Raw genomic sequence first — 18,554 nt, forward strand, 5'->3', positions numbered from 1 at the left:
CTTTCCTTCGTCTATGCCCTGCCGCCGTCGCGACCGTCCTCGCTCACGCCTTCATCCTGTCCGTCATCATCCCGCGTCGCGGACGCATCGGCGGAATCCTTCGCACGGGGCATCCAGCGCAGATGAAGCGTCTCATACGGACCGTTCTGCCTGAACTGCACCAATCCCTGTTTGAAGAGCGCGAGCACGGCAAGGAACCGCGCGACGACCTCCGCGCGGCCGCGCGCGTCGTCCGCCAACTGCGCGAACGTGAGGGAGCCTCCCTCCCCGAGCGCGTCGAGACGGGCCCGGACCAGGCGTGCCTGCTCCTCCAGATCGACCAACGGGACGTGCAGCTGGTGTGTGCTCACCTCGGCGACGGGCGAGGAGGCGAGCACGCGTGCGGCGAGACCCGCGAACTCATCCGCACCGAGCGTCCATACCAGTTCGGGCAGCAACGCCGCCGCCGCCGTACCGTCCGTCCGTCCCGGGTGCGCGAATCTTCCGGCGTTCGCGGCGATGCGCACGCGGAACTCCGCCGCCGCCCGTTTGAACGCACGGTACTGCAGCAGCCGGGAGAACAACAGGTCGCGCTCGCGCAACGCCTCCATGCTCTGCGCGTCGTACTCCCCGGACGAATCGGCGGGCAGCAGCGCCGCGCTTTTCGCCTCGACGAGAATCGCGGCGATGTCGAGGAAGGAGCTGGCCTCGTCCATGTCCGCGGCGAAGTCGAGACCACGGGCGTAGTCGAGGAACTCCTCGGTGATGGCCGACAGCGACACCTCGGTCAGTTCGAGCCTGCGGTTCGCGACCATGCCGAGCAGCACGTCGAACGGACCGGAATACACGTCGAGGTCCACGGTGAATCCGCCGGAGGGCGCATCACCGGTATCCGCGGCGGAGGGCATGGCCGTGCCGTCCACCGCGGACACCACGGCGGAGGAATCCTGTTCGATGCTCATTCAGGCGATGACCCCGTTGGCCACGAGCTCGCGCGCCACTTCGCGATACTCCTTGCTGGTCTTGTGCTGCGGTGCGAAGATGGTGATCGGCGCGGCGGCCACGGTCGAATCGGGCAGTTTGATGGAGCGCGAGATGACGGTGTGGAACACCTTGTCCTGGAACGCCTCGTAGATGCGCTGCATGACCTCCTCGCAGTGCAGCGTGCGCGTGAACATCGTGACGAGCACGCCATACACCTTCAACGACGGGTTGATGCGGCTCTGCACCTTCTCGATGGACTGCATGAGCAGGGCGACGCCGCGCAGCGCGAAGAACTCCGCGGCCACGGGGATGATGACGCCGTCCGCCGCCGTCAGGGCGTTGACGGTGAGCAGACCGAGCGACGGCTGGCAGTCGATGATGATGACATCGTATTCATCGCGCAACGGCTTGAGCACCTGCGCGAGGATCTGCTCGCGCCCCACCTCCGTGACAAGCTGCACCTCGGCGGCGGACAGGTCGATGTTCGCGGGGATGATGTCGAGGTTCTCGAAGGCGGTGTGGCGCACCACCTCGTGTACGTCCATGCGGAAGTCGAACAGCGCGTTGTAGATGGTCTTCTCCACGGTGTTCGCGTTGATGCCGAGCCCCACGGTGGCGGCGCCCTGCGGGTCGAAATCGACGATCAGGCAGCGGCGGCCGTACTGGCTCAACGCGCCCGCGATGGAGATGGAGCTCGTGGTCTTGCCTACGCCGCCCTTCTGGTTGCACATGGCGATGACCCTCGCCGGGCCGTGCTGCCGCAACGGTCCGGGGGCGGGGAAGGTCTCATACTCGCGTCCAAGCATATCGGTAGGCATATGCTTCACCTTATCATCCTCCGCTTCGGATTGTCGTCAGCGACGCCGCCGGAGGTGCCGTCATGCGCCGGGTGCCGGCATCCGCGCGTCCGTCGTTCATCTGGCGCGCGGATGCGACGTCAGGTACATCTCGATGAGATTCTCGGGGCTGACATGCGTGTAGATCTGCGTGGTGGTGACCGACGCATGGCCGAGCAGCTCCTGCACGGTGCGCACATCGGCGCCCCCCTGGATGAGATGCGTGGCGAACGAGTGGCGCAGCGTATGCGGATGGAGCGGCTTGCCGATGCGGGCGCGCTCCCCCGCCGCCTTCACAACCTCCCACACGGATTGGCGCGACATCCGCCGCCCGCGCTTGTTGAGGAACACCGCGCGCCGTTCCGGTCTCCCGGAACGGTCCTTCGCCTCCAGCACGGGCCGTGACAGTTCCAAATACCGGCGCATCGCCGTGCATGCGCAGCCGCCGACCGGCACGAGCCGCTGCTTCGATCCCTTGCCCATGAGCCGGGCGGCCCTGACGTCCAGATCGATGTCGTCGAGATCGGCCCCCACCGCCTCGGAGACGCGGCACCCGGTCGCGTACATGAATTCGAGCAGCGCCTTGTCGCGCAGCATGACCGGGTCGTCGCCCTCCACGGGCACCGCGTCGAGCAGCCGCGCGACCTCGTCGACCGTCAGCACGTCGGGCAGCGTGACCGCGCCCTTGGGGGCCTTCACCCCGGCGGAGACGTCGGCAGCGACCGTGTTTCGGCCGAGGGCGAAACGGTGGAGCTCATGAACGGCCGCGAGCCTTCGGGCCTTCGAGCGCGCGCTTTCGCCGGCGGCGTCCAATGCGGCGACGTAGTCCTCCACATCCTGTTTCGCAATGGCGTCGGGACTTGCGACGCCTCTTGACTTCAGGAAGGACACGTACCGTTCGAGGTCGGAACGGTATGCCGCGACCGTCGCCCTCGCCAGACCGCGTTCCACGTCGATATGCGTGATGAACTGCGCCAGCAGCCGGTCGAATCCGTCATCCTCTTGCATCATGGATGCCCAGTCTACGTTCCGCCCGGCACGTTCCGCCCGGCACGTCTTCTCCCATGGTGCGGTGAACGTGCCATGGTGCGGTGTGCGAAAACCGCTGATTACCGGGGTTATGGAGAAATTGTGTTACCGCACCATGGGTCCGTGGATGGGCACGGACATGTGCGGGCGGCATCTTGCGGTGCCTTGCATGCCTCCTACACACGACACGAGGCTCCCGTCACCGGCGGTGAGGGAGCCTCGCATGAGTCATCGCGAACGATGACGTTCGAATCAGGCGGCCTTCGGGGCGTTCACGTCCTCGGGCAGGGCGGCCTTGGCGGCCTCAACGATGGCCTTGAAAGTGTCCGCGTCGGAGACGGCGATCTCGGCGAGGGCGCGGCGATCCAGCTCGATGCCGGCCAGCTTCAGACCCTGGATGAAGCGGTTGTAGGTGATGCCCTCGGCGCGGACCGCGGCGTTGATGCGCTGGATCCACAGCTTGCGGAAATCACCCTTGCGGGCCTTGCGGTCGCGGAAGTTGTAGTTGAAGGAGTGGAGCAGCTGCTCCTTGGCCTTGCGGTACAGGCGGGAGCGCTGGCCGCGGTAGCCGGAGGCCCTTTCGAGAACGACGCGACGCTTCTTGTGGGCGTTCACTGCGCGCTTGACACGTGCCATATTCTATTTCCTCAGCTTTCTAAGATGTCTCTACTTCTCGAACTGGCTCAGCGGGCGCCCAGCAGGCGGTTGAGCTTCTTGGCCTGCGGACCGGCGAGGACCTCGTCGGCCTTCAGCGCGCGGCGCTGGCGGGCGGACTTGTGCTCAAGGTTGTGGCGCATGGCGCTGCCGACCGCCATCAGCTTGCCGGTGCCGGTACGACGGACACGCTTGGAAGCGGCGGAATTAGTTTTCATCTTCGGCATTGCTGCCCTCCTTGTTGGTGTTGTTGATGGAAGTCGCGGCGGAGACCGAGGCCTTCGCTTCGGCTGCGGCCTGGGCCTGCGCCTCCTGCTTGGCGGCGAGGCGCGCGGCCTGGCGGGCCTGGCGTTCGGCGCGGGATTCGGCGCCGCGCCGGCGCTGCTCGGACTGGGTGTGCACCTTCTTGCCCTTGGGCGCAAGCGTCATGATGATGTTGCGGCCCTCCTGCTTGGGGCGGGACTCGATGGTGCCGTACTCCTCCACCTCGGCGGCGAGACGCTGCAGCAGCTCCACGCCCCCGATCGGGCGGGACTGCTCGCGGCCACGCAGCATGATGGTGACCTTGACCTTGTCTCCGCCGTTGAGGAATCGGACCACGTGGCCCTTCTTCACGTCGAAGTCGTGGTCGTCGATCTTGAGGCGGAAGCGGATCTCCTTGATCTCGGCCGTGTTCTGGTTGCGGCGAGCCTCACGAGCCTTGATCTTCTCGTTGTACTTGAACTTGCCGTAATCGATGAGCTTGGCGACCGGAGGCTTCGCGTTGGGCGCCACCTCGACGAGATCGAGGTTCGCTTCCTTCGCCAGGTTGAGGGCGACCGAGGTCGCGATGACTCCCACCTGTTCGCCGTTCGGGCCGATCAGGCGCACCTGCGAGACGCGAATCTCGTCGTTAATGCGTGGTTCGTCGCTGATGATGACTCCAATCCTCTGTTTTCCGTAGCGGAGCCACCGTCAACCTCAAATCCGTCCCGATTCCATGGCATGCCGTATACTATGGCGTGTATCGCCTCATTCGCTGTATCGCGCCGTGCGCGCAGCTCTCATCCCTGCGAAAACCACAGAAGACGACTGGCTGTATGCCGTGGACCCGAGGCCGTGAAAGGCTTCCAGGTGGGGTTGCCCCGCTTTCTTGATTTCTCAAGCTAAGCGGTTAGTCTACCACAGGCCAGGACGAATCCAATCCGCGTGTCGCCTGCCGGCCGTCCGGACCATCACCCCACTTCGCGCAGCAGCCCGCCGATGCCCTCCTTGCGCAGGATCTCACGGTACGGGCCGGCCTCCTCGGCGATGATCCCGTCGATGGCGTTCATGCCGAGCAGTTCGACCGGCGCGTGGTCGTCGGTGAGGATGAGCGTGTCGTCGGCGCCGTCCGGTGAAGGATCGCCTACGGGCTTCATCCTGCCGCCCACCTCGCTCATGTACGCTGCGAGCGCGCCGTCCCCGGTACGTTCCCAGGTCTGCGCGCGCAGCGCCGCGGCCGTCGCGTCGTCCTTCATCGTCGAGGTGAACGGCTCGGAGACGGTGCCGACGGCACCTGTGCGTCGCCACGAGTCGCTGCACCCGTCGTAGCGTTCGAGCTCGCCGGCGGTGGGCGCCTTGGCGAACAGCTCGCGGTTCGTCGTGCCGGGGACGTCCGCCGTGTACGTCGTGCCGATGCGGCACGAGCCGTCGAACACGGCGGCGATGGTGGTCTGCAGCGCCTCGTTGATCGAGCCTTCGCCGTCGGAGACCATGTTCATGTTGACGACCATCACGCCACCGGGGTTGAGGTGCTCACGCACCATGGAGAAGAACTCGTCGGAGCTCATCTGGAACGGGATGGTGATGTCCTGGTAGGCGTCGACCATGATCACGTCGTACTTGTCGCGGCTGGCGGCGAGCCATGCGCGCCCGTCGTAGGTGTCCACGGGCACGTCGGCCGGCGCGTCGAAGTATTCGCCGGCGAGACGCGTGATCTTGCCGTCGATCTCCACGCCCCGCACGCTCATCCGCGGATAGTAGCGTTTCAGCTGGCGGGCGTAGGTGCCGGTGCCCATGCCGAGAATCAGGGCGGAACGCGCATGGTCGGCGAGCGCGGGCGCGGCGAGCGCCGTGTCGTAGTACATGCCGGTGAGTCCCTGGCCCTTCATCGTGACGGACTGCACGCCGAAGAGCACGTTCGTGGACAGGATGGTGCGGTCGGACAGGTTCTTCACCTGCAGGTAGTTGTAGATGGATTCGCCCTCGTAGGCGAGGGTGGCCGAGTTCTCCCAGAACGCGAACCCGCTCATCGGCGACAGGCATGACGTGACCACGAAGACGGCTGCGGAGGCGGCGCACAGAACGCGCCTGGCCTTCATCGACAGGAAGTAGACGATGGGGATGGCGAGCAGCATGCCGGAGAAGACGAGGAACGTCACGAACGTGCCGACCGCGGGGATGGTGACGAACGTGGGCAGGAACGTGCCGAGGATGGAGCCGATGGTGTTGCATGCGGACAGCCTGCCGACGACGGAGGCGTTGTCGTCGAGCGAGTCGGTGGCGAATTTGTTGAGTCCGGCGGTGACGGTGCCGAGCAGGAACAGCGGCGGCACGAAGACGATCATGCAGCTGACGAAGGCCGCGATGACGAGGAAGTTCGTGGACACGGTGACGATGAGCAGCCCGGAGACGAGCAGGACGACGTATTTGCCGACGAGCGGTATGAGCGAGATCCATACGGCGGCGGCCATGATGCGCAGGTAGAGCTTGTCGGGGTTCGGGTCGCGGTCCGCCCATCGGCCGCCGAACACCGCGCCGAGCGCGAGGGCGATCATGATGGTCCCGATGATGATGGTCCATACGATCTGCGAGCTGGAGAAGTACGGTGCCAGCAGGCGCGAGGCCCCGAGTTCGGCGGCCATCACGGCCATGCCGGAAAAGAACTCGGTGACATAGAGGAACGTCTTGGACTTGAGGATGGGCCTGTCGCTCGCCGCTGTTTTCACTGCCATGGGACGAAGACTATTACATCTCGCGTACACTGGGCGGTTATGGACGAGGATATGGATGCGGCCGACGCACGCGACGGCGGCGATGTATGCGTGGTCTTCGCCGCGGGCGAATACTACCGTTCCCCCGACTACCGCCCGATAGCGGTCTCGGAGGGCGCGTTCGTCGTCGCGGCGGACGGCGGGCTCGACCATGCGCGCGAGGCCGGCGTCGCGCCCGACGTGGTGGTGGGCGATTTCGATTCTCTCGCCGGCGCGCCCCCCGCCGCGGGAACGCGCACGATCGCGCTGCCCCCCATGAAGGACGACCCGGATCTGCTGAGCGCGCTGAAGGTGGCGTGGGCCCACGGCTGCCGCACGTTCCACGTGTACGGCGCGTTGGGCGGCCGCATCGACCATACGCTTTCCGCGATCCGGCTGATGGCGCGCGTCGCGCGTCACGGCGGCATCGGGTTCCTGCACGGCGACGGCACTATCGTGACGGCCATCTGCGACGCCCGTCTCGACTTCGCGGCGCACGACGCCACGCCCGGGCGCATGGTGTCCGTGTTCTCGCATTCCGGCACGGCCCGGGGCGTGAGCGAGCCCGGATTGAAGTACGAGCTGATGGACGGTGACCTGGCCGATGATTCGGTGCTGGGGGTGAGCAACGAGTTCCGCCCGGGCATGCCCGGGGCGGTCGAGGTGCGCGACGGGACGCTGGTGGTCACGTTCCCGGCGGAGGCGCCCATGCCGCGGGTGACGCGGACGCGGACGCCCGGCGGCGACCTGGGCGCGTTGGACACGCACGTCTCCGCGCTGCTGGCGCAATGAGCCGCAGGCACGTGCGCCGCGCGTGGGCGCCATGCGACGTCATGGCGCCCACGCCATGTGAACGCTCACGGAATTTTTGCGGATTTTCCGCTGAAACACGGTGGAAGACGTTGCGTTTCGTACAGGCGACGCACTACAGTAGGCCATGTTGGTAAACAATGGCTCCGGTGTGTCCAGCGCGCCGGCGTTACCCTACAAGGGAGAATTACATGACAGTTAAGATTGGTATCAACGGCTTCGGTCGCATCGGTCGTCTCGCCTTCCGCCGCATCTTCGAGCTGCAGGCTCGTGGCGGCCAGGCCGGCGACATCGAAGTTGCCGCCATCAACGATCTGACCACTCCGGCCACGCTGGCCTACCTGCTGAAGTACGATTCCACCCACGGCACCTTCCGTCACGACGACGGCACGCCGGTCGACGTGAAGTCCACCGAGGACTCCATCGTCGTCGACGGCAAGGAATACAAGGTCTACGCCGAGAAGGACGCCAACAACATTCCGTGGGTCAAGAACGACGGTGTCGAGTTCGTCCTCGAGTGCACCGGCTTCTACACCTCCGCCGAGAAGTCCCAGGCCCACCTCAACGCCGGTGCCAAGAAGGTCCTGATCTCCGCCCCGGCCAAGGACGACGTCACCCCGACCGTCGTGTTCGGCGTGAACCACGACATCCTCAAGGCCTCCGACAACATCGTCTCCGCCGGTTCCTGCACCACCAACTCCATGGCCGCCATGGTCAAGCTGCTGGACGAGAAGTTCGGCATCAAGGCCGGCTTCATGACCACCATCCACGCCTACACCGGCACCCAGATGCTGCTGGACGGCCCGCGTGGCACCAAGTCCGGCCGCAACCTGCGCGCCGCGGGCATCAACACGATCGCCCACTCCACCGGTGCCGCCAAGGCCATCGGCAAGGTCGTTCCGTCCGTCAACGGCAAGCTGCAGGGCCACGCCCAGCGCGTGCAGGTTCCGGACGGCTCCGTCACCGAGCTGACCACTGTCCTCGAGAAGGCCGCCACCGTCGACGAGATCAACGACGCCTTCAAGGCCGCCTTCTCCGACACGGACTACTACGGCTACAACGATGAGGGCATCGTCTCCTCCGACATCCTCGGTGACACCCACGGTGGCGTCTTCGACCCGACCCAGACCGATGTCAACACCATCGACGGCCTGACTCTGGCCCGCACGGTCTCCTTCTACGACAACGAGTACGGCTTCACCTCCAACATGATCCGTACCCTGCTGTACTTCGCCGAGATCTCCGAGTGAGCCAACGCGGATTCGTCCGTGATCGCCTCATAAGGCTTTAGGCATGGTAGGCCCCGCTCCCCTCGAGCGGGGCCTACTGTATTTCAGGCTCCGTTCCCTCGTCACCCCACGCGGGTAGAACAGTCGGATATGGCGAAGAAAAAGAAACACGAGAAAGGCGCTGGCTCCACGCCGGCGACCGTACAACTGGAGCAGGCGGGCATCACGTTCACCCCATACGAATACGAGCACTCCAGCGACCACATGGACGACGGCTACGGCGTCGAGGCGGCGAAGAAACTCGGCTTCGACGAGCATCAGGTCTTCAAAACCCTCATGGCGGATACCGGCTCCGAACGCGTGGTCGGAGTGGTGCCGGTCAGCGGGCATATGGATCTCAAGGCGTTGGCCGCGGCAGTCGGCGCGAAGAAGGCGGCCATGGCCGATCCGAAGGTAGCCATGCGCGAATCCGGCTACGTGGTCGGCGGCATCTCCCCGCTCGGGCAGAAGACGCATCACAAGACGGTATTGGACGAAAGCGCCCTGCGGTTCGACACGATCCTCGTCTCCGGCGGCAAACGCGGCTTCTCGGTCGGCATCGCCCCCCAGGATCTGCTCACGGTCCTCGATGCCGTCGCCGCGCCCATCGGCACGTGGTGACCGAGGCACCATACCGGCAGCATGCGCAAGTGGCCTCTCGCGTGGCATGAGCAATATGACATGCCATACGAGAGGCCACTTCATTGCCCGGTATGGTTCCCGCACCGTCCGCATTGCGCAGGCACGGGAACCATACGACCGTCACGCGCCGTACTTCGCGAGATACGCGTCCGCAGCGGCCTTGATGGCATCGGTCACATACGGTTCGCCGTCGGCGGTGCGGATCGCACGCCCCGCTTCGAAGATCTCACGCACGTTCGCGATGGCGAACACCGGGAAACCGAATTCGGCTTCGACCGCCTTCACGGCGGACGTGTCGGAATCCTTAGTCTTCTCCATGCGGTCGACGGACAGCACGAGCCCCACGACCTCGACGTCAGCCTCGGCCTTGAGCTTCGGGATGACCTCGCGCACGGCGGTGCCGGCGGTCATCACGTCGTCGACGAGCAGCACCTTCATGCCGTCCTTGAGCTGCGTGCCGACCATCATGCCGCCGTCGCCGTGGTCCTTCTTCTCCTTGCGGTCGAACGTGTATCCGACCTCCATGCCATGCACGGACGTGAGCGCAATCGCCGTGGACACGCCCAGCGGGATGCCCTTGTATGCGGGCCCGAACACGGTGTCGATGTCCTTCGGCAGGTTGCCCGCTTCGATTTCGGAGTCAATCTTCTCGGCGTAGAACGCGCCGAGCGTGGCGATCTTGCGTCCGTCGTCGAATGCGCCCGCGTTGATGAAGTACGGGGACTTGCGCCCGGATTTCAATGTGAAGTCGCCGAATTTCAACGCCTTGGATTCGAGCAGGAACCGGGTGAATCGGATGTCGAGCGATGCATTGTCGGTCATGGTGGTCTCCTTCTTGCGAGTTGTCCTTCGCCAGCGATTCGTTCGTTGGCGTCCGTCTGTGTCCGTCGTCTGCGCCCGGTCAGCGCCAGGTCCCGCCGGCCGCGAGCTTCGCGGCGAGTTCTGGGCGGTCATCGAGCAGGTCATCGAGTTCACGGGCCACACGCAACGGGGCGACCGGATCGAACAGGGCCGCCGCCCCCACCTCGACGGCGTTCGCGCCGGCGTACAGGTATTCGAGGGCCTTCTCGCCGGAATCGACGCCGCCGATGCCGATGATCGGGATCTCCGGCAGCACGGTGCGCGTACGGTACACGGCGACCAGTCCGATGGGCAGCACGGCCGGACCGGACACGCCACCGGTGGTGTTCGCGATGATCGGCTCGCCGGTGCGGATGTTGATGCGCATGCCGAGCAGCGTGTTGATCATGCTCAGCGCGTCCGCGCCATGTTCGACTGCGGCGCGTGCCGGCACGGTGATGTCGGTGACGTTCGGCGTCAGCTTGACGATGATCGGCTTGTCGGTCATCGGGCGCAGACGGTCCATGAGCTTGGCGAGGGCGACCGGGTCGGTGCCGACGCTCATGCCGCCGTGCGTGACGTTCGGGCAGCTCACGTTGATCTCCAGCATGTCCGCGTCGGAGTCGGCGAGTTTGGCGACGACGGCCGCATAGTCGTCATCGCTGTGGCCGGCCACGTTCGCCACGACCGTGGCGCCCGCCTGCTTGAGTTTCGGCAAGTCGTCGATGAGATAGTGGTCGACGCCCGGGTTCTGCAACCCGACGGCGTTGATGTTGGACGCGGGTCCCTCCGCGGTGCGCGGCGACGGATTGCCTTCCCACGGCACGGGCGAGCAGCCCTTGGTGGAGACGGCGCCGAGCTGGCTCACATCATAGAACCAGCGCACGGCCGCGTACTGGAAGGTTCCGGAAGCGGTGGCGACCGGGTTCTTCCAGGTGACTCCCGCGACCTGCGTGGGGTGCTTCCACTCGTGCTCCTCGTACAGATTGATGTGCTTGCCGTCGGTCATCGTCACTCCCCCCATCCGAGCCGTTCGCGGGTGAACACCGGTCCGTCGGCGCACACCTTCAGTCGTCCGTCGACGGTGTCGACGGTGCACAGCACGCATGTGCCGTAGCCGCAGCCCATGCGCTGCTCCATGCTCAGCTGGCAAGCCAGATCGCGTTTCGCGGCCCATGCGGCGACGGCCTTCATCATCGGCAGCGGGCCGCAGGAGAGGATCACCGTGTCGAGGCCGTCGACGGTCAGACCGCCATCGGCCTCGAGACGGTCGAGCAGGGTGATGACGTTGCCCTCCGATTCGTCGATGCTCACCGTAGCGTCCGCATACGGTTCGATGAAGCGGTCGGCGAAATGCTCGTTGCGGTAGCCGAACACGGCGGTGGTGCGCGCTGCCGGGTCGGCGGCGAGACGCTGTGCCGTGTAGATGAGCGGCGGCACGCCGAGTCCGCCGGCGACAAGCACGTAGTGCGCGGCCTGCTTCGTGTCGAACGGCCTGCCCAGCGGCCCCAACACCTGAATGCTGTCTCCGGCATCGAGTCCGGCGAACTCTTCGGTGCCTTTGCCGACGACGGCGAAGATGACGCTTACCAAGTCGCCGTCGGTCTCGCTGACGCCGAACGGACGCGGCATCGGCATGAGCGGATCGTAGGTGAACAGGTTCACGAACTGCGCGGGGCGCGCATGCTTCGCGATGTACGGGTCCCTGAACGTCAGACGCACCACGCCGGGCGTGAGCTCGACGGCGTCGGTGATCTCGACGGGGTGGCGCGGCGGGAAGTATCCGGCCGCGACGGCCTCGTCCACCACGTCATAGGTCGGGGTGAAGGCGGTCAATGTTGCTCCTTATCGGATGGACTATCGGGATGATCGGGAAACTGTCTGGATGGCGCCGTCGCATGGGAACGGCGCGGGACGTCACAGCACGGCGCGCAGATCGTCGCGCATGCGGATGGCGGCGTCGCGCGCCGTCTCGTCGACGAGCGCCAGCGCGTCGTCGGCGGACATGGACGGGTTGTAGCGTCCGTCCTTCCTCCATGCGCCGATGATGCCGCGGGAGGAGTTGACGATGGCGCCGGAGCCGTCCGCGTCGAACATGCCGCGCACGTCGGCGGCGGTGCCGCCCTGTGCGCCGTAGCCGGGCACGAGGAAGAAGGTGTGCGGCATGCGCGCGCGCAACGCCTTGCCCTCTTCGGGGTGGGTGGCGCCGACGACCGCGCCGACGCGCGAGTAGCAGTGCGCACCGATCGAATCGGCGCCCCAGCCTTCGACGAGGTCGGCGACATGCTCGTACACCTTCGAGCCGTCGGCGAGGTCGAGCATCTGCAGCTCGCTGGATGAGGGGTTGGACGTGCGCACGAGCACGAACAGGTCCTTGTCGCTTTCCTTGGCGGCGTCGACGAACGGCGTGATGCCGTCGGTGCCGAGATACGGGTTGACGGTAACGGCGTCCACCTTCCACGGGTCGAACCCGTCCACGCCGGTGAGCATATGCGCGTATGCGGCGGCGGTGGAGCCGATGTCTCCACGTTTGACGTCGGCGAGCACGTACAGGCCGCGGCTGGCGGCATAGTCGCAGGTCATCGTGTACACGTCGATGCCGGCGGGGCCGAGCGCCTCGTACATGGCGATCTGGGGTTTGACGGCGGGCACGATGCCAGCCACCGCGTCGATGATGGTGCGGTTGAACTCGTAGAAGGCGACGGCGAGCTGCGCGGCGGGCAGCTCCTCCGGCGTCTCGACCGAGTCGCGCACCTCATCGGCGAAGCTCGCGACCACCTGCGGCGGCACGAGCGCCTCAGTGGGGTCGATTCCGACGACGCTCGGATTCTGCGTCGCTTCGATGGCGTCGATCAGGCGGTCCATACGTTTCCTTTCCTTGTGGTTGCTCTCTGTCCCGGCGACGTCGCCGCTGGAATCATGCGGTCACGGACGTCACTGATGTCGTTATGTCACAGACCTCACAGACGGCTGAAGACCATGGCGCCGCCGATGATGGTGGCGAGCGGGCGCCCGGTGACGTCCCAGCCGCCGAACGGGGTGTTGCGAGCCTTCGAATGGAAGGCCTCCGGGTCCACGGTCCATGCGGCGGCCGTATCGAGCACGACGAGACCGATGCCGTCCGTGTCCTTCACCGCCCCCAGGTCGAGCACGCGCTTGGCGTCCGGCTCGCGCGAGGCGTCGGTCTCGCGGTCGAGCAGGGCGGTCACGTCGGTGGCCTCATGCCCCATGAGCCGCATCGGGGCGACGCTCATAAGCTCGATGAGACGCTCGTCGGAGATGTAGCCGCCGTCCACGAGCGTGGCGTGGCATACGCCGTACGCGCATTCGAGACCGATGATGCCGTTGGGAGCGTCGAGGAATCCGAGCTCCTTCTCCGCCATGGTGTGCGGCGCATGATCGGTGGCGAGCAGGTCGACGGTGCCGTCGGCCACGGCCTCGCAGGTCGCCTTGCGGTCCGCTTCCGAACGCAGCGGCGGGTTCATCTTGGCGAGGGTGCCGTACTTGAGCAGCGCCTCGTCGCTCAGCGAAAGATAGTGCGGCGCGGTCTCGCAGGTGATGGGCAGACCTTCGGCCTTGGCGGCGCGGATCGCGTCGAAGCTGATGGCGGTGCTCACGTGCTGGAAGTGCACGTGCACGCCGGTCTCGCGGGCCTTGGCGATGTCGCGTTCGACGATCTTCAGCTCGGTGTCCTCGGGGATGCCGGGCACGCCGAGTGCGCGCGAGACGGGACCGTCGTTCACCGCGCCCGTGTCGTGATGCTCGCAATGCTCGATGAGCGTCAGTCCGGATGCCTTGGCGAGCGCGAACACGTCGTCGATGGTTTCGGGGGTGACCGCGGACCCGTCGTCGCTGATCGCGGTCACCGGGTGCGCGAGCTGGTCGGCGTCCTTGGCCTGGTCGTCCACGCCGGGCATGTGGCGGCGCCACCGTTCCAGTTCGGTCGCCTCACGCCCCGCGCGCCCCTTGGACGCGCACACGCACAGGTCGTAGCGCACGGGCAGGGTCACGTCGTGGTCTGTGGCGTAGTGCTGGAGGAAGTCGATGACGTCCGTACGCCCCACCCCGAGCACCTCCCTCGCACCGGGAGCTTCCGGATCGGTGACGGGCTCGCCATCCATCGCGGGCACGGTGTTCGGCATGATGAGCACGTCGGTATAGCCGCCGGAGGCCGATGCGGCGCAACCGGAGACCATGGACTCCTTGTAGGTCTGGCCGGGGTCGCGGAAGTGCACGTGCGGATCGGCGAACCCGGGGGCGAGCGTGAGCCCTGTGGCGTCGATCTCGACGTCGTCGAACCCGTCCGTGCCGCTCCGCACGCCCTCCACGAGTGCGTCGGCGGCGAGCGGCACCTTCACGTCGATGATCTCGTCGGTGTTCCAGACCTTGATGTTGCGCAGCATCGGCATTGCGGGCTCCTTACAGTTTGGCTTCCTCGTCGCAGTAGTCGCAGCGGTATTCCTGACGCTCGGAATGCGTCAGATGGAACATCTGGTCGATGCCGCGTTCGGTGGTGGTCACGCACCTGGGGTTGCGGCAGGTGAGGATGTTCACCACATGCTCGGGCAGCGTGGGCGTCTTCTTCTCGACGATGGTGCCGCCACGCACGATGCCGACCGTCGCGGTGCGTGCGACGAGGCCGAGCACGTCGAGGTCGATGCGCGGGTCGCTTTCGCCGTCGCCCTCCTCGATCTTGATGATGTCCTTCGTGCCGTACAGGTGGCTGTCGGTGTTCATGATCAGCGCGAGCTTGGTCTTCGCGGGATCGATCTTCAGGTATTCGAGCACCTTCAGCGCGGTGCCGGCCGGCACATGGTCGATGATGATGCCGTTCTGGACGCTGGTGACCTCCATCAGGCCTGGACCTCCTTGTTTTCGAACGGTTCGTAACCGGGCAGTTCGTCGCCCACCACGGTGCTTTCGAGCGCCATGCGCATGAGCATGCCGTTCTTCACCTGTTCGAAGTAGGCGGCGCGCGGGTCGTCATCCACTTCGACCGCGATCTCGTTGACGCGCGGCAGCGGGTGGAGCACAGCCATGTCCGGTTTGGCGAGGGAGAGCTTGTCCTCGTCGAGGATGTAGGTGTCGCGCAGCCGCAGGTAGTCGTCCTCGTTGAAGAAACGTTCCTTCTGCACGCGGGTCATGTACAGCACGTCGAGGTCGCCGATCACGGAGGCCAGATCCTTGACCTCCACGTAGGAGCAGGATTCCGTGGCGTCGATGCGGTCGAGCACGTACTGCGGGGTCTTGAGCTCGTCGGGGCTGATGAGCACGAAACGCACGTTGCCGAAACGGCACAGCGTCTCGATGAGCGAGTGCACGGTGCGGCCGAACATGAGGTCGCCGCACAGGCCGACGGTCAGGTCGGTGACGCGTCCGAAGCGCGACTGCAGGGTGGCGAGGTCGGCGAGCGTCTGCGTGGGGTGCATGTGGCCGCCGTCGCCGGCGTTGATGACGGGCACGGAGGCGGCTCGGGAGGCGACGAGCGCGGCGCCCTCCTTCGGGTGGCGGATCGCGACCACGTCGACGTAGTTGGACACGGTCTTCAACGTGTCGGCGATGGATTCGCCCTTGGTGACGGAGGCGAGCTGCGCGCCGGCGAAGCCGATGACCTTGCCTCCGAGACGCAGCATCGCGGTCTCGAAACTCAGGCGCGTGCGAGTGGACGGCTCATAGAACAGGGTGGCGAGCACCCTGCCGTCGCAGGTATGCGCCACTTCCTTGCGATGCGTATCGATGTACTGCGCCTTGTGCAGCAAATCGGTGATTTGGGGAAGGGAAAGATCGTCGAGCGAGATGACGCTTTTGCCGAGCATCGGCGTCTCCGCCGGTTCCTGTTCAGTTGACACGGCTCACCTTTCGTGCGTGAAGCGGATAAGGTGGCCACTAACGTGACCTATCCGACTATAGACCATTTTCGGGACGCATGCCGCACCGCCCGTCCCCCGCGCGTCACCTTCCGTTCACCTTGCACAGGTATATACCGGTGACGTCCGTGATGACGACGGATTCCACCGTATTACAGTAAGGGCCATGTTCACCTTTGAGCAGCTTGCGCGTTGCAACCGGATGGAGCTCACGATATGCCGGTTCGTTTCCACGCATCTGGAATCGGCGGCGTACATGTCGGTGCGCGAGCTCGCCGCGGCCACGTACGTGTCGCCGTCCACGGTGATGCGCTGGTGCGCGCGGATGAGCTTCGATGGTTTCGACGCGTTCAGGGAGGCGGCGCGTGAAGCCGCGGCCGGTCAGGGTACGTCGCCTGCCCCGCAGGCCGATCTGGGCAAACTGTCGCTGTTCTTCTCCCGCACCGACTCCCCTGCGTTCGAGTCATTGCTCGGCGAGGCGACGGCGCTGTTGGCGGATGCCGATCCGATTGTGTTCGTCGGCGAGGGCTCGTCCGGCACCATCGCCGATTACGGCGCACGACTGTTCGCCAATATGGGCATGTTCGCCATCGGGCTGACGGACGCGTTCTATCCGGTCTCCACCTTCGCGAAGGAAACCATGGCGGTCGTCGCCGTGTCGGAGAGCGGCGAGACACCGAAACTGCTGGAACTGATGGAGGGGTTCGCGGCGCGCGGTGCGACGTTGCTCGCGCTGACGAACACGCCCGGCAGCACGCTTGCAGGACTGTGCGATTGGTCGTTCGCCGCCGGCTTGTCGTCGGAACGCGTCAATGGCGGCTATAACGCGACCAGCCAGCTGCCCGCCGTGTTCGTCATCGAATCGTTGGCTCGACGTCTCGTCAGGCTGCGGGACGGGAATCCGAACGAGGCGAATTATCGTCAACGGGATTGTCGGTATCGTTGATCGCGCGCAGCACGCGGCACGGGTTGCCGACGGCGACGACGTTCGCGGGAATGTCGCGCGTGACGACGGAACCGGCGCCGATCACACTGTTGTCGCCAATGGTCACGCCCGGCAGAATGCTCACGTTGGAGCCGACCCACACGTTGCGCCCGATATGCACGGGCAGCGCGTACGTGTAATGATGCTCGCGCAGGATGGGCAGAATGGGGTGGCCGGCTGTGGCGATGGTGACGGATGGTCCGAACATCGCATAGTCGCCGATCCAAATCCCCGCATCATCGACCATGCTCATGAACGCGTTGATGTAGATGCCCTTGCCAAGGTGCACGCGGCGGCATCCGTTGTTCGCGTGCAACGGCGTTTCGACGTGCGCGCCTTCGCCGACTTCGGCGCACATGTCCTTGAGCAGTTCGGCGCGACGCTCCTGTTCGGTGGGTCTGGTCTGGTTGTATTCCCACAGTTTGTCCTGCCAAGCGAGCTGCCCGTCCATGATCGCCGGATCGTCATAGTGGTACGGCAATCCCGCATCCCGGCGCGCCGCATTGTCCATATCACTCGTTTCGCATGCATCTAGTGTCATCGCCACGCTCCTGCACGTCACATTCCCGTTTCCCGTCCTCTTCAGAATGCATCTCCTATGGTAGCGATGCCATCGTGACGGATGTCAGCAGGTCCGATGCGGCACATTCCGTTCCGAATCCGGAACACTCATTCGAAGCATACTGGCGCGAAGGCAATCGTCGACCGACTGCATCCACGATGTCGCCTCGTACGTCCTCCTCGTACACTGGAGGCAAGGGCGAACGCCCGTAGGACAAGGGATTGGAGCAATCATGCGGCTCAGCGCATTGCAGCGAATCGATACGATTCCCCCGGATACGGCGGGAAAGCACGACGACCGACTGTTCGTCATGTTCCACGGGTACGGCAACGACGAGCATGAGATGGTACGCGTCATCGAGGCGGTGTATGCCACTGGCCCGCACGACGAAGGCCAGGCGCCCGATGCCCATCAACCATCCGATTCCCATGGCTCCACCGGCAACGCCGATCCGCATCCACTCACCGCAGCACCAAGCTATCTCTCCTTTCGAGCCACCTACGACCGGCCATATATGGGCGGCGCGTACTGGTATCCGGACGGGTGCGGGGTCGAGGAGCGCCGACGCGAATGTTCGCGTGTGGGTGATGCCGTCGTGGAGCTGCTCGACTCGCCTTTGTTCGCCAGCCGCAAGAAGATCCTCGTCGGATTCTCGCAGGGCGGCTACATGTCGTACCGTATCGTGCGTGAACACCCTGATGTATTCGACGCAGCGGTATTGATGAGCCCGTCGTTCCAAGGGGAGGAAACTACCGATCTCACCGGCTTCGATTCGTCTACGCGTTTCCTGCTGTTGTACGGTGCCGACGATCACACGATTCCGCAGAAGGATCAGCGCACCGCTCGTCGTGTGCTGGATACTACAGGGAAACTGGAATATCGGGAATACCCAGGTATGGGGCACTCGATTAATCACGAGGAGATCAAGGATATCCGCATGTTCCTGGGACTGTGAATCCGTGCGGTGGTGCATCGTGCAGACTCACGACGCACCACCGCTGTACCTTGCTGATTGATTGCGATGCAATCCACGTGTCTTAGCGGTCGTAGCCTGCATACATATGGGTGAAGCCCGGGGGCGGTGTGCTCTCCGGGCTTCGTGTTA

The 18,554-nt window shown here is 65.2% G+C and carries 20 protein-coding genes; 5 read left to right on the forward strand and 15 right to left on the reverse strand.

The features are described 5' to 3' along the window. Positions 1-11 precede the first annotated feature (11 nt). The 7 genes from BFAL_RS07650 to BFAL_RS07680 form a co-directional block, all read right to left on the reverse strand. The gene (locus BFAL_RS07650; RefSeq protein WP_055427838.1) at positions 12-887 is read right to left on the reverse strand and encodes a segregation and condensation protein A; all 876 of its coding nucleotides are present in this window, start codon (positions 885-887) and stop codon (positions 12-14) included. A gap of 54 nt (positions 888-941) precedes the next feature. Continuing rightward, positions 942-1,781, reverse strand: coding sequence for a ParA family protein (locus BFAL_RS07655; protein WP_055427812.1), 840 nt, complete (start codon positions 1,779-1,781; stop codon positions 942-944). A gap of 96 nt (positions 1,782-1,877) precedes the next feature. Beyond that, positions 1,878-2,810 carry a site-specific tyrosine recombinase XerD gene (gene xerD, locus BFAL_RS07660; RefSeq protein WP_055427813.1) on the reverse strand — a complete coding sequence of 311 codons (933 nt, stop codon included), beginning with the start codon at positions 2,808-2,810 and terminating at the stop codon, positions 1,878-1,880. A 270-nt stretch (positions 2,811-3,080) separates the two neighbouring features. Further along, entirely contained in the window at positions 3,081-3,464 is a 384-nt protein-coding gene (rplT, locus tag BFAL_RS07665) for a 50S ribosomal protein L20 (RefSeq protein ID WP_055427814.1), read from the reverse strand. A gap of 47 nt (positions 3,465-3,511) precedes the next feature. Beyond that, the gene (gene rpmI, locus BFAL_RS07670) at positions 3,512-3,709 is read right to left on the reverse strand and encodes a 50S ribosomal protein L35 (RefSeq protein WP_055427815.1); all 198 of its coding nucleotides are present in this window, start codon (positions 3,707-3,709) and stop codon (positions 3,512-3,514) included. Beyond that, positions 3,690-4,409 (reverse strand): translation initiation factor IF-3, encoded by a 720-nt coding sequence (gene infC / locus BFAL_RS07675; protein ID WP_082440463.1) that lies wholly within the window; start codon positions 4,407-4,409, stop codon positions 3,690-3,692. The genes rpmI and infC overlap by 20 nt, the downstream gene beginning before the upstream one ends. Positions 4,410-4,696: 287 nt before the next feature. Then, positions 4,697-6,457, reverse strand: coding sequence for a spermidine synthase (locus BFAL_RS07680; RefSeq protein ID WP_055427817.1), 1,761 nt, complete (start codon positions 6,455-6,457; stop codon positions 4,697-4,699). A 39-nt stretch (positions 6,458-6,496) separates the two neighbouring features. Between BFAL_RS07680 and BFAL_RS07685 the strand changes: the two genes are divergently transcribed. The 3 genes from BFAL_RS07685 (at position 6,497) to ybaK (ending at position 9,174) form a co-directional block, all read left to right on the forward strand. Further along, entirely contained in the window at positions 6,497-7,267 is a 771-nt protein-coding gene (locus tag BFAL_RS07685; protein ID WP_236691712.1) for a thiamine diphosphokinase, read from the forward strand. Positions 7,268-7,476: 209 nt separating this feature from the next. Further along, the gene (gap, locus tag BFAL_RS07690) at positions 7,477-8,535 is read left to right on the forward strand and encodes a type I glyceraldehyde-3-phosphate dehydrogenase (RefSeq protein WP_055427818.1); all 1,059 of its coding nucleotides are present in this window, start codon (positions 7,477-7,479) and stop codon (positions 8,533-8,535) included. 129 nt (positions 8,536-8,664) lie between these two features. Then, positions 8,665-9,174, forward strand: coding sequence for a Cys-tRNA(Pro) deacylase (gene ybaK / locus BFAL_RS07695; RefSeq protein ID WP_055427819.1), 510 nt, complete (start codon positions 8,665-8,667; stop codon positions 9,172-9,174). 141 nt (positions 9,175-9,315) lie between these two features. Here ybaK and pyrE read toward each other — a convergent pair whose 3' ends face one another. The 7 genes from pyrE to pyrB form a co-directional block, all read right to left on the reverse strand. Further along, a complete protein-coding gene (pyrE, locus tag BFAL_RS07700) occupies positions 9,316-10,017 on the reverse strand; it encodes an orotate phosphoribosyltransferase (RefSeq protein ID WP_055427820.1) in 702 nt (233 codons plus the stop codon). Between the two features lie 79 nt (positions 10,018-10,096). After that, on the reverse strand, positions 10,097-11,059 hold the full coding sequence (locus tag BFAL_RS07705) for a dihydroorotate dehydrogenase (RefSeq protein ID WP_055427821.1): 963 nt from the start codon (positions 11,057-11,059) through the stop codon (positions 10,097-10,099). Next, the gene (locus tag BFAL_RS07710; protein WP_055427822.1) at positions 11,047-11,871 is read right to left on the reverse strand and encodes a dihydroorotate dehydrogenase electron transfer subunit; all 825 of its coding nucleotides are present in this window, start codon (positions 11,869-11,871) and stop codon (positions 11,047-11,049) included. Before BFAL_RS07710 ends, BFAL_RS07705 begins: the two co-directional genes overlap by 13 nt. 81 nt (positions 11,872-11,952) lie before the next feature. After that, positions 11,953-12,900 carry an orotidine-5'-phosphate decarboxylase gene (gene pyrF / locus BFAL_RS07715; protein WP_055427823.1) on the reverse strand — a complete coding sequence of 316 codons (948 nt, stop codon included), beginning with the start codon at positions 12,898-12,900 and terminating at the stop codon, positions 11,953-11,955. A 95-nt stretch (positions 12,901-12,995) separates the two neighbouring features. Then, the gene (locus tag BFAL_RS07720; protein ID WP_055427824.1) at positions 12,996-14,444 is read right to left on the reverse strand and encodes a dihydroorotase; all 1,449 of its coding nucleotides are present in this window, start codon (positions 14,442-14,444) and stop codon (positions 12,996-12,998) included. A gap of 10 nt (positions 14,445-14,454) precedes the next feature. After that, positions 14,455-14,889 (reverse strand): aspartate carbamoyltransferase regulatory subunit, encoded by a 435-nt coding sequence (locus BFAL_RS07725; RefSeq protein WP_055427825.1) that lies wholly within the window; start codon positions 14,887-14,889, stop codon positions 14,455-14,457. Next, positions 14,889-15,851, reverse strand: coding sequence for an aspartate carbamoyltransferase (gene pyrB, locus BFAL_RS07730; protein WP_055427826.1), 963 nt, complete (start codon positions 15,849-15,851; stop codon positions 14,889-14,891). Before pyrB ends, BFAL_RS07725 begins: the two co-directional genes overlap by 1 nt. A 217-nt stretch (positions 15,852-16,068) precedes the next feature. On the opposite strand from pyrB, the gene BFAL_RS07735 reads away from it, so the two are divergent. Continuing rightward, positions 16,069-16,848 (forward strand): MurR/RpiR family transcriptional regulator, encoded by a 780-nt coding sequence (locus BFAL_RS07735; RefSeq protein ID WP_082440464.1) that lies wholly within the window; start codon positions 16,069-16,071, stop codon positions 16,846-16,848. Here the strand turns inward: BFAL_RS07735 and BFAL_RS11760 are convergent. Then, entirely contained in the window at positions 16,784-17,398 is a 615-nt protein-coding gene (locus tag BFAL_RS11760; RefSeq protein ID WP_055427828.1) for a sugar O-acetyltransferase, read from the reverse strand. The genes BFAL_RS07735 and BFAL_RS11760 overlap by 65 nt on opposite strands. Before the next feature lie 283 nt (positions 17,399-17,681). On the opposite strand from BFAL_RS11760, the gene BFAL_RS07745 reads away from it, so the two are divergent. Then, positions 17,682-18,404: an alpha/beta hydrolase gene (locus tag BFAL_RS07745; RefSeq protein WP_055427829.1), complete on the forward strand. Its 723-nt coding sequence runs from the start codon at positions 17,682-17,684 to the stop codon at positions 18,402-18,404. Positions 18,405-18,554: the final 150 nt, after the last annotated feature.

The organism is Bifidobacterium aesculapii, assembly GCF_001417815.1.
In the GTDB taxonomy this organism is placed as follows: domain Bacteria; phylum Actinomycetota; class Actinomycetes; order Actinomycetales; family Bifidobacteriaceae; genus Bifidobacterium; species Bifidobacterium aesculapii.